The organism is Aromatoleum toluclasticum ATCC 700605 (genome assembly GCF_000378245.1).
GTDB classification, from domain to species: Bacteria; Pseudomonadota; Gammaproteobacteria; order Burkholderiales; family Rhodocyclaceae; genus Aromatoleum; species Aromatoleum toluclasticum.
Map to the genome: position 1 here is coordinate 89,897 of NZ_KB899507.1, position 13,674 is coordinate 103,570.

Sequence of the window (13,674 nt, forward strand, 5' to 3'; positions counted from 1 at the left end):
CCCCCGCACGAGGTTCGCATGAGCAACCGCAAAACCATCCGCCTCACCGTCAATGGCAGGCACTACGAGCGCGAGGTCGAAGCCCGTCTCACCCTCGCCGACTTCATCCGCCACGAGTTGCATCTGGGCGGCACCCACGTCGGCTGTGAGCACGGTATCTGTGGGGCCTGCACGATCCTCATCGACGGCAGTTCCGCGCGCGCCTGTCTGACTCTTGCCGTGCAGGCCGATGGCGCCAACATCACCACCGTCGAAGGGCTGCGCAACCGCGAAACCGGGCAACTGCATCCGATCCAGCAAGCCTTCGTCGATGCCCACGGTCTGCAGTGCGGCTTCTGCACCCCTGGCTTCATCATGACCACCCTCGAACTACTCGGCGAGAACCCCGACCCGACCGACGAGGAGATCAAGGAAGCCTTGGGCGGCAACCTGTGCCGCTGCACCGGCTACCAGAGCATCCTGGACTCGGTGCGTCTTGCCGCCAGCCGGATCAACACCGCCACTGCCGCCTGAAGCGGCTCACGAACCTCCCCTCATGGCGATCGACATCCCCACCCGCACCGATCAGCTGCCGACCAGCGCCACGCGTTTCATCGGCAAGGCCGTCAACCGCATCGAAGACCCCGCACTCGTCTCCGGCACCGTCGAGTTCATCGACAACCTGTCCCTGCCCGGGATGCTGCACTGCGCGATCCTGCGCAGCCCGCATCCGCACGCCCGCATTACCGGCATCGACGTCAGCGCTGCGCTCGCACTCCCCGGCGTCGAGGCGGTGCTGACCGGCGAGGACGTCGAGCGCTGGTGCGACCCCTGTTTCACGGCTCCGGAAGGATGGGGCAACTATTGCCTCGCTGTTGGCAAGGTCCGATTCGTCGGCGAACCGGTCGTCGCCGTCGCCGCCACCAGCCGCTACATCGCGGAAGATGCGCTCGAACTGGTCCAGGTCGAGTACGATTTGCTCGACCCCGTCTGCAATCCCGACGAGGCGATGGCGCCCGGCGCGCCCCTCGTGTTCGAGAATCGCGCCACCAACGTCATCCAGAGCCGCACCTACACTTGGGGCGAGGTTGATCGCGTTTTTGCCGAAGCCGACCGCATCGTCAGCCGGCAATTCCGCTGGAACCGCGTCGGCGCCAACCCCACCGAGACCTTCGGCTGCATCTGCCAGTGGGACCTCGCGGACAACAGCCTCACCTGTCGCGGCGCCTATCAGACCCCGCGCTTCATGGGCATCGGCCGCGCCGCCTCGCTGCGCCTGCCGGCGAACAAGGTCAAGATCATCAGCCATGCCCAAGGCGGGGGCTTCGGCGGCAAGGGCGGGCCGCGCGGCACCGACATCGCGGCATTGCTGTCGCGCAAGACCGACGGGCGCCCGGTCAAGTACATCGAAGACCGCATGGAATACCTGCTCGCCGGTGGGGGGCAGTCCTGGGACCGTTACTACGACGCCGCGATCGCGCTGAAGGCCGACGGCACCGTGACCGGCTTCAAGGTGCGCCTCGTCGACGATCAGGGCGCGGGCGCCGAAGGCTACGGCACCATCTCGGCCGCCAAGCCGCTCGCCGCCTTCACGGGCAACTACCGCATCGAGGCAGCCTTCTACGACCTCACCCTCGTCGCAACCAATCGCGCGCCCACCTACCCCTACCGCGGCTACGGTCCTCCGCCGCACAACCTGGTCCTCGAATCGCTGATGGACGTCGCCGCGCGCGAACTCGCGCTCGACCCGGCGGAACTGCGCCGCCGCAACTACATCGGGCCCGAGCAGTTTCCCTATACGGTCCCGAGCGGCAACGAATACGACAGCGGCAACTACGCGGGGGTGCTCGACCGCGTCCTCGAACTCGCGGACTACAAATCGCTGCGCCAATCCCAGGCGAAGGCCCGCACCGAGGGCCGTCTGGTCGGCATCGGGGTGGTGAGCACCGTCGAACCGGGCGTGTTCGACTGGAACGCCTACGCAACAGTGGGCGTACCGGGGGTCGGCGTCCCGGAGGGCGTCAAGGTCGGCATCGATGTCTTCGGCGGCGTCACCGTCGCCGTCGGCTTCAATCTCCAGGGTCAGGGACAATTCACCGTCGCCGCCCAGGTCGTCGCCGACTACCTCGGCGTGGAGATGAACACGGTCAAAGTCACCACCGCCTCCACCGACGTCGCCCTGCCCCACTTCGGCCAGGGCGGCAGTCGCCTCGGCGTCGCGGTGACCGGCGCGATCCTCGGTGCCTGCGAAAAGCTCCGCGGAATTTTCTGCCGCGTCGTCGCCCATGTCATGCAGACCGACCCCGAGCAGATCGAACTCCTCAACGGCCGCCTGCAAATGAAGGGGGCTCCGGCGCACGGCATGTCCATCGCCGAAGTAGCGGGCCTGATGCTTTCGCGCAGCGACCTTCTACCCCCCGGTGTCGAGCCCTGTCCGGAAGCGAGCTTCGTGTGGGTATCGCCGAACCGCAACCTGCCGGACGACCAGGGCCGCTGCCGCAGCTATCTCACCGCCGCCGCCGCAACCCACGTCGTCCAGGTCGAGATCGACCGGGACACCGGGCAGGTCGCGATCCTCGGCTACTACATCGTCGACGACTGCGGCACCCGCCTCAATCCCGCTTCCGTGGAAGGCCAGCTGCAAGGCGGCGTCGCGCAAGGCGTCGGGGCCGCCCTCTACGAGGAATACGTCTACGACGCCCAATGCCAACCGCTCGTGAGCACCTTCGTCGACTACCTCGTGCCCTCGATCCATGAAGTGCCGATGACGGTAAAGGATCACCTCGTCACCCCCTCCCCGATTGCTCCGCTCGGTGCCAAGGGATGCGGCGAAGGCGCGATCCACACCACCCCCGCCGCGCTGCTGTGCGCAATCAACGACGCCCTCGCCCCACTGGGCCTCGAATGCCGGGAAACCCCCGCCTCGCCGCGCCGGCTGTGGCAACTGCTGCACGATAAAGCCTGACAGGAAACCCTCCAGAATGTCCCGACCCGACCTTAGCCAGGGCCCCCTCGCCGGCCTGCGCGTCCTCGACCTCTCGACCATGCTCGCGGGCCCCTACGCGGCGACGCTGCTCGGCGACCTCGGGGCCGACGTCATCAAGATCGAATCCCACTACGGCGACGAAAGCCGCCACCTCGGCCCGAAGCGCGGCGAGGAGCGCGGCCCCTACCTGAGCCTCAATCGCAGCAAGCGCGACCTGGTGCTCGACCTGCAGCGCGAAGAGGCTCAGGCAATCTTCGCCCGCATCGCGGCCAGCGCCGACATCCTCGTCACCAACATCCGCGAGCCGGCCCTGTCGAAGCTCGGCCTCGACTACGAGCAGGTGAAGAAGCACAAACCGGACATCATCTGGATCCGCGTCACCGCCTTCGGCGCCGACGGCCCCTACGCCGGCCGCCCCGGCATCGACTTCCTCGCGCAAGGCTACACCGGGGTTCTCACGCTCAACGGCGACCCGCAGGGGGAGCCCGTGCGCACCGGCTTCCCCGCAGTGGACGTCATGACCTCGCTGCTTGTCAGCAATGCGGCGCTCGCCGCCCTGCGCGCGCGCGAACTCACTGGCGAAGGCCAACGCATCGAGGTGTCGCTGCTCGACGCGCTGATGCACGCGCAGGCCAGCTCCATCGGCACCTGGCTCACCACTGGCGACCGCCCCAAGCGCACCGGCAACCGCAGCCTGTATTTCGCCCCCTCCGGCGTCTATCCGACGAAGGACGGCAAGCACGTGGTCATCACCACGCCGGGCGAAAAGTTCTTCGCCAAGGTCTGCCGCGCGCTCGGCACCGACTGGGACACCGACCCGCGCTTCCACGACATCCACGCCCGCCTCGCCAACGAAGACGAACTCGACCGCGTCATGGCCGAGCGCACGTGCCAGTTCGACCGCGCCGAACTCGTCGACAAACTCATCGCCGCCGACGTCCTCACCGCCCCGATCAACGAGGTCGAAGACGTCGTCAAGGATCCGCAGATCCTGCACAACCGCATGATCGTCCCGGTCGAGCACCCCGTGCTCGGCCGCCTCGACCTCACCGGCGTCCCGATCCGCTTCTACGGCACCCCCTGCGAAATCACCCGCCACCCGCCCATGCAGGGCGAACACACGCGCGAGATACTCGGGGAACTGGGTTATGCGAAGGGCGACGTTGACGCCCTGATCGGCGAAGGCCTGGTCGCGGACGTCGCCGACATGACCCGCCGGCGCGAAGCGCGCCGCAAACGCGTCCGATGAACAAAGGCGAATGCACCGAATTCGCGGCGGCGGCGGGAGTGCCTGCCACCGGTCGATCAGGGGCGCGCCGGCGATAGAGCTGAGGTCGGGCTCAAGCTGCCAGCACGGACACCCGCTGCCTCCCGTTTCGCCAACCAGTCTCGCAAGGCATCCGCCGCCAGCGGACGCGCCACGAAATATCCCTGGACTTCGTCGCAGCCGACGTCGGCCACGGCATTCCAGTCGGATTGCGTCTCGACGCCTTCGGCCACCACGTTCATCTCGAGCGTGGCGCCGAGGTTGGCGCTCGACTTCAGGATCGCCCGGGCGGCTGGGTCGGCGTCTGCGCCATTGACGAAAGCGCGATCGATCTTGAGTTCGCTGAACGGCAACTGCTTGAGCACCTCCATGCTCGAAAAACCGGTGCCGAAGTCGTCGATCGACAGGCCGAACCCCATGAGGCGCAGCCGGATCAGCACTTCCAGGCTCAATCTGAGATCGGACACCAGCCGGCTTTCCGTCAATTCCAGCACGATGCCCTGCGGCGAAACGCCGGCCGCCTCCGTCATCGCCAACAGGATCTCGGGGAGATCCACGCGCAGCAGGTTGTTCATCGACAGGTTGACGCTGACTTTCAGCGAGATGCCCAGATCCAGCCAGACGCGCTGCTGGGCGACCGCCAGCCGGAACACCTCGACGGTGAACGCATCGATCAGATGGTTCTGCTCGATCGTTTCGACGAACGCGGACGGCGGCAGCAGGCCATGCACCGCATGGCGCCAGCGGGCCAGGCATTCCGCACCCGCTACCTGGCCGGTGCGCAGGCTTACCTTGGGTTGATAATGGAGCTCGACACAGCCATTGCCGATCCCGTCGCGCAATTCCAGCACGCTCAAAGCCGGCAGGTCGGCCCGTGCGGCCCGCCGCTTACCGCCCCGACGACCGCGGGACAGTACCTCGGCCAATCGATCGAGTTCGACGGGCTTCTCCATCACGCCAAGCACGTCGAGGTCATGGGCGGCCGCGAGCCGCTCGGCCGCCTTGAGCACCCCGGCCGTAACCCCCGAGAGCAGCACCACGTCGCCGCGATACCTGCGCGCCGCGACATGGCGCAGAAATTCGATGCCGTCCATCCCAGGCATCGTGAGATCGCAGATCAGGATGTTCGGCGGGGGCAATGCGGCATCCAGCAGTTGCAGCCCCTCACGGCCATCCGCCGCGGTGACGATGCTCGCCACGCCGAGTTCTTCCAGCATCGCCGCGGTCATGTCGCGCACGGTCGGATCGTCGTCGAGCACCAGGACTTGAAGTTCTGTCATTGTCATGAGAATGCCCCCGAATTTTCGTTTTGGTTCGGCCTCAGGCGTGGGTCGTTCTCGATCAGGGCCGCAATTCCATTGAGCATCGGGCCGATCTGGCCGACGATCTCCGCAGCCCGCCTGAAGCCCCCCTCGTCGCGACAGTGTTCGAGTTCGGCATACAGCGCACCAAGCCCCAACATGCCCAGGCTGGCCGCCGCGGATTTCAGCTGATGGCCGAGAGATTGGAGCGTGGTCCAGTCGTCTTCGGCCAGGGCGCTCTCCAGCCGCGGCAATTCGCGACGCGCCGAGGCAAGGAAAAGGTCCATCAGCTGGCGAACCTTTTCTGCGTTGTTGCGCAGGTTCCGCAGCGGAACGGCGAAGTCGACCTCGGCTGCAGGCACGCCATCATCATCATCCCGTGGGCGGCAGACTTCTTCGACCGGTTCAGCGCGCGGCGCATCGGGCTCCGGCTGGCCGACTAGACAGCGCGCAACGCCGGCTGCGCACGCTTCTCCGCCGCAAGCCGCCTTGTCATCCGCCGCGCACAGCCAACGCAGCAGGATGTCGTAGAGCAGCTCCGGCTCCACCGGCTTTGCGATGAAGTCGTTCATGCCCGCGGCCAGGCAGGCGCTGCGATCCTCGGCGAAGGCGTTGGCAGTCATGGCCAGAATCGGCGTGGACACGTACCCCGGGAACTCGCGAATGGCGCGAGCAGCCGTCAGGCCGTCCATCTCGGGCATCTGCACGTCCATCAGGATGGCTGCAAAGTCCTCGTGCGCCGCCATCTCCACCGCCTGGCGTCCATTTTCCGCGACGGCGATGCGCAGGCCGCTTTCCGCCAGCAGGGCTTGTGCGATGTCCTGGTTCACCGGGTCGTCTTCTGCCAGAAGGACGGCTTTGCCGGAATGGCGCCGCCGCAGTTCCTGTTCGGCGTCGCAGGCAACCCGGTGCGCCATAGGACTGGGGCTTCCGCGCTCCAGCCAGGCGGTGAACCAGAAGGTGCTGCCCCTGCCCGGCACGCTGTCGACGCCGGCGTCACCCTTCATCAGTTTGGCGAGATGCCGCGTGATCGCGAGGCCGAGGCCGGTGCCCCCGTAACGGCGCGTCGTCGACACGTCGATCTGTGCGAAGGCCTTGAAGAGCGACGCCTGCTTGTCGGCAGGTATGCCGATGCCGGTATCGGTGACCTCGAAGCGAATCAAGACCTGTGTGCCCTCCCCACGCAGCAGGCGGACGCGCATGACGATCTTGCCGCGTTCGGTGAATTTCACCGCATTGCTGGCGAAATTGAGCACGGCCTGGCGCAAGCGGGTCGGATCGCCGCGCAGCCAGGTTGGCATGTTGTCGCAATCGATCTCGATCGCGAGTCCTTTCGCTCCAGCTTGTTCGCCGATGAGGGAGCGTACGGCATCGAGGAGGGCCTGGACGGGGAAATCGATGCACTCGAGGATCAGCTTGCCGGATTCGATCTTGGACAGATCGAGAATGTCATCGATGATTTCCCGCAGGTGGGCACCCGCAGCGCCGAGCCGCTCCACCCGCACGCGCTGTTCATCGCTCAGCGGAGAGTGAAGGAGCAGGTGTGCGTAGCCGAGGATCGCATTCATGGGGGTGCGGATCTCATGGCTCATGTTGGCGAGGAATACGCTCTTGGCCTTCGTGGCTGCTTCGGCCTGCTCTTTGGCCATGGCGAGCTTTAGTTCATGTTCTTTGAGGAATGTAACGTCGTTCTTGAGGGCCACAAACCCCTTGACCTTGCCGTCGACCACGTCAGGCAGGTAGTGGCCCAAGAGGTGTCCGATCTTCCCGTCAGGTTTGACGATTGTCCGCTCGAAGGTCTGTGCCTCGCCGCGAAGGGCGCCAAGGATGCAGGGCTCGTTCTTCTCGAATACTTTGTCGCCCAAGGCCTCTTGGATGCTCAACCCGAGCATTTCTTCTTCGGAGCGACCAAACCAGTCGAAGTAGGCCTTGTTTGCGAAGCGGCAATGCAATGTGTCGTCCCAGTAGCCCACCATGCCGGGAATATTGTCCACCACGCTGCGGACGAAGCGCGTTTGAGCCTCCAGTTCGCTGGTGCGCTGTCTGACCAAATCCTCGAGATTCTGTCGATGCGCCTCCAGTTCCTGCTCGTTCCGGCGCAGCGCGGTGATGTCCCGGCCGATGCCCAGCACGCCGATGGGCTTGCCTGAGTCGTCGTAAACCGGCGTCTTGATCGTTTGCCACAGTTTGCGATGGCCGTCGCTGGCGAAGCGGATTTCTTCCTCATTCATGGTCGGTTTTCCGGCTGCCAAGGCCGCCAGATCCTTGCTCCGGAAGAACGCCGCCTCGTCCGCCGGGACGAAATCGGCGTCGGTCCGCCCGAGAATATTCTCGGCTTGGGCGCCGTACAGCTGTTCGAATCGACGGTTACAGGCGAGGAAGACGCCGTTGGCATCCTTCAGCCAGACGGGGTCGGGGATCGTATCGAACAAGGTGCGCAATTCGGCCTCGCTGTTGCGCAGCGAAAGTTCTGTCTGCTTTTGCTCCGTCAGGTCACGATTGATGCCCACGAAGCGGACCGGATTGCCGGCTGCATCCCTTTCGATGAGCGCAGCCGCCTGCAAGTAACGTACCGTACCGCAGGGCAGCACGATGCGGAACTCGGTGTCGAATGCCGTTCCTCCGTCCCTGGCGATGGCCAAGGCCAGTTCCATTGCGGCGAGATCGTCCGGATGGCAACGCGAACGCCAGAATTCGTAGTCGATGCCGGTTTCGGCAAGCTCCTGCGGAACCTGGTAGAGGTCGAGCATGCGTCGATCCCAAGTCAGCGCATTGCTCGCGAAGTCCCAAACCCAAATGCCGATATCCGCTGCCCTGGTGGCGAGTTCCAGGCGATTGAGCAGCGAGCGCCGCGATTCTTCGACCTCCTTGGATGCGGTGATGTCGACCACGATGCCGATATAGCCCGTCAAGCGATCGGCTTCATCGAAAATCGGCTTGCCGCGTTCCAGCAGCCAGCGCTGTCGATCGGAATCGGAGCGCCGCACACGCCAGGTCGCCTCGAAACCGCCGCGCGACATCATCGCGTCGGACCGGGCCTTTTCAGCGGCGGGTAGATCCCGCGGGTCGATGCAGGCGCGCCAAAGCTCGACGCTGCCGGGCCTGTGTTCCTTATCCATGCCGTAAAGCCGCCAGACTTCCTCGGACCACACGCTCTCGTCGGTGTCGACATTCCAGAACCAGGTGCCGGCGCCGGCGGACTGCAGGGCCATGTGCAGTTGCTCCTGGCTGGTGATCAGGCGTTCCTCGCTGCGCAGCAGGGCTTGCCGCCGCTCCTCCAGAATTGCATTGGCCTGTCGAAGCTCCGCGGTTCGGGCGGACACCTGCCGCCTCAGCATGGCGACCCAGATGATCACGGCCGCAGCGCCGCCCGCCAGCGCCAGGAGGATCGTGACGAGTTGCTCCGTGTCGACGAGGCTGGCCTCCGGCACCGGCTGGCCGAACCATTTTTCGGCGAGCTGTTGCTGTTCCGATTCACTGATCAGGGCCATGCCCCGTCCCACCAGGGCCAGCGTCGCCAGATTCCCCTTGGGAACGGCGCGCCGGAATTGGCCGGTATACAGCGTGAAAGAGCGACGAAACTCCTTCTCCAACCCGAGCTTGTTCAGGTAGAAATTGGCCGGGTACTGGTCAAGGCAGAAGAGCTTGACCGCCGCCTGCTGCGCGGCGGCAAGCAGCGCGGCATAGTCGCGGTAGCGGGCCTGTTGAGTCAAACCCGCCCGAGAAAGGAATTCCGCGCAGGCATCGCCCTCCTGGACTCCGATAAGGAAGCCCTTGAGGGAGTCAGTATCGGCAATCCCGGAGATTGAACGGTGACTGTAGATATTGACCGGCAGATCGGCGTACGGCGGCGAAAAGTCGTAGAGAGGTTCACGCGCGGGCGTCCGGAAGATCATGTCGATCACGTCAGCCTCCCCCGCGAGCACCTTCCGTTGCGCTTCACTCCACCGCGTCGCGGTCAGCGCCACGGGTACGCCCGTCTTGCTTTCCCAGAGTTTCCAGTAATCAACGAGATAGCCGGTGACCGTTCCATCTTCCTTGCGGAACAGGTAGGGTGGGTAATTGTCATCGGTGATGACGCGCAGCTTCGCTGGAGTGGCCGTATCGGCGCTTGCGGCGAGCGAAACCGCCAGCCCGATCGCCAAGGCCGCGAGCCATCGCACCACCCGCTGGAAAGCACGCACTTCGACGGCGGGGCGGGTGTCGGCCAAAGGGATGAAGTTTGTACTGATGTTCATCGGTTTTCGTCAGGATCAATCGGGCTGCGCTCAGGAGCCGTCCTGAGGCAGCGGTGCAGGCCCGCCTCTTGCGAGGATTTCCAGGACGGCCGGCAATAATGCGCGCGTGATATCCATCTTGTTGATATAGGCATCCGCACCGGCTTTGGCGGCGCGCCGCGGATACTCGGGCCCGGCGTAGCTCGACACAACAACGATCGCGGTGGCGGGCAGCATCCTCTTGATTTCGGCGGTGAGGGTAATGCCGTCGATGTCCGGCAAGCCGATATCCATCAGCACGATCTGGGGAGCCACTTCGCGGCACCGCGCCAGCGCTTCCGAACCCGAGGCCGCCTCACGAATCACGCGGTCCGGGAACTCCGCCTGGAGATATTCCCGCAGCTTTTGCCGCATGGTCTCCTGGTCCTCTACGATCAACATGCCCATGCTCTCGGTTGCCATCGCGGTCGCACCGCGCCCGAAACCCAGCGGGTTCGGGTCATGATTGGAAGTGTCATGAGGTGAATCGTAGGCGGACGCCGGTGCGCCGTCTGTCAGGAGGTTTTGACAGTCGTGTCGTGGCGGCGCGCTTCACGTGCAGATGTGTCTGCGTGACCGTCCGGGACGATTAAACGCGCGTGCAGTGCTGCGCGTTTCAATCGCGCTGTGGTACCCACTGCCGGGCGGGGGGCGACCCGCGTCAGGCGGGCGGCGTCAGGCCGTGTTCAATCGCAAAGCGCACCAGCGCAGGAAGGTCTGCGATGCCGAGCTTCTTCATGAGCCGGCTCCGGTACGTTTCGACCGTCTTCGGCGAGAGATATATAAGGTGGCCGATCTCGGCACTCGATCGGCCTTCGACCACGAGTTGAAGCACTTCCCGTTCGCGTGCGCTCAAGCTGGCAAGGGGGCTGGTGCCCTGCGCCTTGTCGCCCAGCGAGAGCGCGAGGGCTTCGATTTCGCGGCACAGATAGCGTCGCCCCGCGTAAGTGGTTCGCACTGCCGCCACGATTTCGTCGCTGGCCGACTCCTTGAGGAGGTACCCATCGGCGCCGGCCTCGAAGGCGCGGAAGACATGTTCGCTGCTGCAATGCATCGACAGAATGACGACGCGAACCCCGCTCTGCTTTTGCCGCAGCAGGCGTGTGGCTTCGATCCCGTTCAACTCTGGCATCGCGATGTCGAGGATGGCGACAGCGGGGCTGCACTCCGAAATCAGGCGCACGGCCTCCCGTCCGTTGGCTGCCGAGCCGACCACGTCGAAATACGGTTCGAGCAGCGCCCGCAGGCCGTCTCGAATCACGGCGTGATCATCGGCGATGAATACGCGAATCTTCATTCCGGATTTCGCCTCGTGCTGGCCACGACCTGGGTGCCGCGCCCCGGAGCCGAGTCGATCCTGAGGTCGGCATCAATCGCCTGGGCGCGTTCCCGCATCGTTTTCAGGCCCCACCCGCCGCCCTGCGGTTTCCCGGAGTCCGCATCGAACCCGCGGCCGTCGTCCGCGATAGTCAGCGTTATCGTGTCCGTTCCCGCGACGATGTCGATGAGGATGCGATCGGCGCCGGAGTACTTCGCCGCATTGGTCAGCGCTTCCTGAGCAATCCGGAAAAGCGTGGTTTCCACAACACTCGACGGACGCGGTTCGATGTCCGGTCCATTCACTTCGACGGGAATGCCCATCCGTTCAGAGAGAAGCTGTGCGTAGTTACGCAGGGCAGCGGGCAGGCCGAAATCGTCGAGGGCAGAGGGGCGCAGGTCGTTCATCACGTTGCGGATCTGCGTCATCGTATCGCGGAGCAATTGGCGGGCGTCCTGGAGGCGTTTTCCGGCCTTTTCCCGCTCCGACTCCGGAAGCGCGCTCCGGATAAGTTCGAGCTCGATTTGAAGCGCCGCCATGTTGGCCCCGACCTGATCGTGCAGTTCGCGGTGCAAAGCCTGCCTCTCTCTCTCTTCGACCTGCGTCAGTTCAAGCGAAAGGCGGCGCATCGCATTCGCGTACCCCCGTATCGCAGTCTCCGCGCGCTTGCGGTCGGAGATGTCGTGGATGATAGAGATATAGCGCCCGGGCGGCTCGCCCGGGCCCCACAGTGCTACAACGTAGAGGCTGGCCCAGACTGTGGCGCCGTCCTTGCGCAGATAGCGCTTTTCAATCATGAATCCGAGGCTCTTTCCGGTGGCGAGTTGCTCCAGGTGATCCAGCGTGAGCGCGAGGTCGTCGGGATGTGTGATCTGCCGGATATCCAGATTGAGCAGCTCCGCTTCGCGGTAGCCCAATAAATCACAGAAAGTCTGGTTGACGCGTAGCAACTGACCGGTCGCCACATCTGTTTCCTTGACGCCGAAGATCCGCTGTTCAAAGAATACTTGATAGCGCCGCGCGCTCCCTCGCACCGCGGCCTCGGCACGCCTTTGCTCGGTGATGTCTTCCAGCATCCCGATGATGAATTTCGGTCGGGAATCGGCTGTCTGCACGAGGGTGAGTGTCAGCCACCCGATGCGTTCGCGGCCATCTTTTCGAAGGTAGGGCGTCTCCGTCGTAAACCCCGAATGCTCTCCGGCCATGAGTTGGTGCCAAGGATCGTCGTGCCGCTCGTCAGCCCGGGGGGCACTGACATCCTTGATCCCGAGAAGCGACAGTTGCTCGAGCGGGTAACCAAGCATGTCGGCAAGTGCCTGATTCGCCTGAAGGATCCGGCCGTCGGAGGGATCAAAGACGGCCATTCCGATCCCTGCCCGTTCGAAAATGGTCTGAAACCGCAGTTCGGCCTGTTCACGCGCATCGAGGGCCTCATTGAATGCCTGCGCGAACTCGTCGAATTCGCGCGGCCCCGTTGCTGGCAGCCGAGTGTGCCGGTTGCCGTGAGCAATCTCATGGAGCCCGCTGGCGATCACGCGCAGGGGTTGGACGATGCGCCGCAACAGGACTACCGTCCCCAGGCCAAGAACAAGCACAACCAGCCCTGCGATTGCGCTTTGCAGTCGGATCTCTGCGTCGGTCTCCGAGAACAGGGTCTCGGCGGGGATTCCCGCGAATGCGCGCCAGCCCTGGTCATTAATCTGTACGACCCCATATCCCCGCTGGTTCCCGTCCGGCCCCGTCGTGACGATGGTATCGCCTTGCGCGGAAAGGCGCGCCTGCCACAAGGGATGGTTTCCGATCTGCTTTCCGATCCAGGACTCACCATATCTGGAATGGGCGACCACCCTGCCATGCTCGTCGGTAATGAATACGACGGCGTTCGGCGGAGCCGTTGATGGGACGACAAACCGGGGAAAAACCGACAGATCGATCGAAATCGTCAGAACGGCTGCGACGCCCCCATTCATGTCGCGTACCGGCACCGCTGCGCCAATAATCCAGCGTTTGCTAAGTTCGTCGATTATCGGTTCGCTGAATGAACTTTCGCCCTTGAGTGCACGATCGAATGCCGAATGCCGCTGCGGTTGCGGCGCACCTTGAGGGATGGTGCGTGCCGAACAAACAAAAAGCCCTTGCCTATCGATCACTGACAGATTGACGACCTTCGGAAGCAGTATCAGAAGATCGCCGAGTATCGGATCGCATCCGTCCGGGTCGATCGCAAGCACTTGCGGACGACCCGCGATCGTCGTGGCGAGATCAAGGGTCTCCTGGAGAAAAATGTGCACGCGCGAGGCTGAATCGCGCGCGATATCCAGAGCAAGTCTCCGCGCAGCATCGTGTCGAGACTCTGCGATCTGGAAGAAACTATAGATTGTGGACGTGAGCAGGGGGATGGCGATCGTCGCGATCAGCAAAAAGACGAAGCGGTGGAACGGCCAATTCTTCACCCTTGCCTCTTGATTTGCCTGCAGTGTGGGCCTGATCGGATCTGTCGGATCGCACCCCGGGTCTCCACGTTAGCATATTCAAACCAGCCCCCTGTCGTGTCGATAAGACAGTGC

At 64.2% G+C, this 13,674-nt stretch carries 8 protein-coding genes; 3 read left to right on the forward strand and 5 right to left on the reverse strand.

From position 1 onward, the window contains the following. Positions 1-18: 18 nt before the first annotated feature. Genes F464_RS0122490 through F464_RS29335 form a run of 3 tightly spaced genes read left to right on the forward strand, consistent with a single transcriptional unit; the run spans position 19 to position 4,214 of the window. Entirely contained in the window at positions 19-513 is a 495-nt protein-coding gene (locus F464_RS0122490; RefSeq protein ID WP_018992119.1) for a (2Fe-2S)-binding protein, read from the forward strand. Positions 514-535: 22 nt separating this feature from the next. After that, complete coding sequence (locus F464_RS29330; protein ID WP_018992120.1) at positions 536-2,944, forward strand: xanthine dehydrogenase family protein molybdopterin-binding subunit; 2,409 nt, start codon at positions 536-538, stop codon at positions 2,942-2,944. Positions 2,945-2,960: 16 nt separating this feature from the next. Further along, a complete protein-coding gene (locus F464_RS29335) occupies positions 2,961-4,214 on the forward strand; it encodes a CaiB/BaiF CoA transferase family protein (protein WP_018992121.1) in 1,254 nt (417 codons plus the stop codon). Positions 4,215-4,270: 56 nt separating this feature from the next. Here F464_RS29335 and F464_RS0122505 read toward each other — a convergent pair whose 3' ends face one another. From F464_RS0122505 to F464_RS0122525, 5 genes are all read right to left on the reverse strand, one after another. Further along, entirely contained in the window at positions 4,271-5,518 is a 1,248-nt protein-coding gene (locus F464_RS0122505) for an EAL domain-containing response regulator (RefSeq protein ID WP_026296238.1), read from the reverse strand. After that, complete coding sequence (locus tag F464_RS30065) at positions 5,515-9,771, reverse strand: PAS domain-containing protein (protein WP_018992123.1); 4,257 nt, start codon at positions 9,769-9,771, stop codon at positions 5,515-5,517. The genes F464_RS0122505 and F464_RS30065 overlap by 4 nt, the downstream gene beginning before the upstream one ends. Before the next feature lie 30 nt (positions 9,772-9,801). After that, positions 9,802-10,191: a response regulator gene (locus F464_RS29345; RefSeq protein WP_198292321.1), complete on the reverse strand. Its 390-nt coding sequence runs from the start codon at positions 10,189-10,191 to the stop codon at positions 9,802-9,804. Between the two features lie 259 nt (positions 10,192-10,450). Next, positions 10,451-11,086 (reverse strand): response regulator, encoded by a 636-nt coding sequence (locus tag F464_RS0122520; RefSeq protein ID WP_018992125.1) that lies wholly within the window; start codon positions 11,084-11,086, stop codon positions 10,451-10,453. Next, positions 11,083-13,560 (reverse strand): PAS domain S-box protein, encoded by a 2,478-nt coding sequence (locus tag F464_RS0122525; protein WP_018992126.1) that lies wholly within the window; start codon positions 13,558-13,560, stop codon positions 11,083-11,085. Before F464_RS0122525 ends, F464_RS0122520 begins: the two co-directional genes overlap by 4 nt. Positions 13,561-13,674 lie beyond the last annotated feature (114 nt).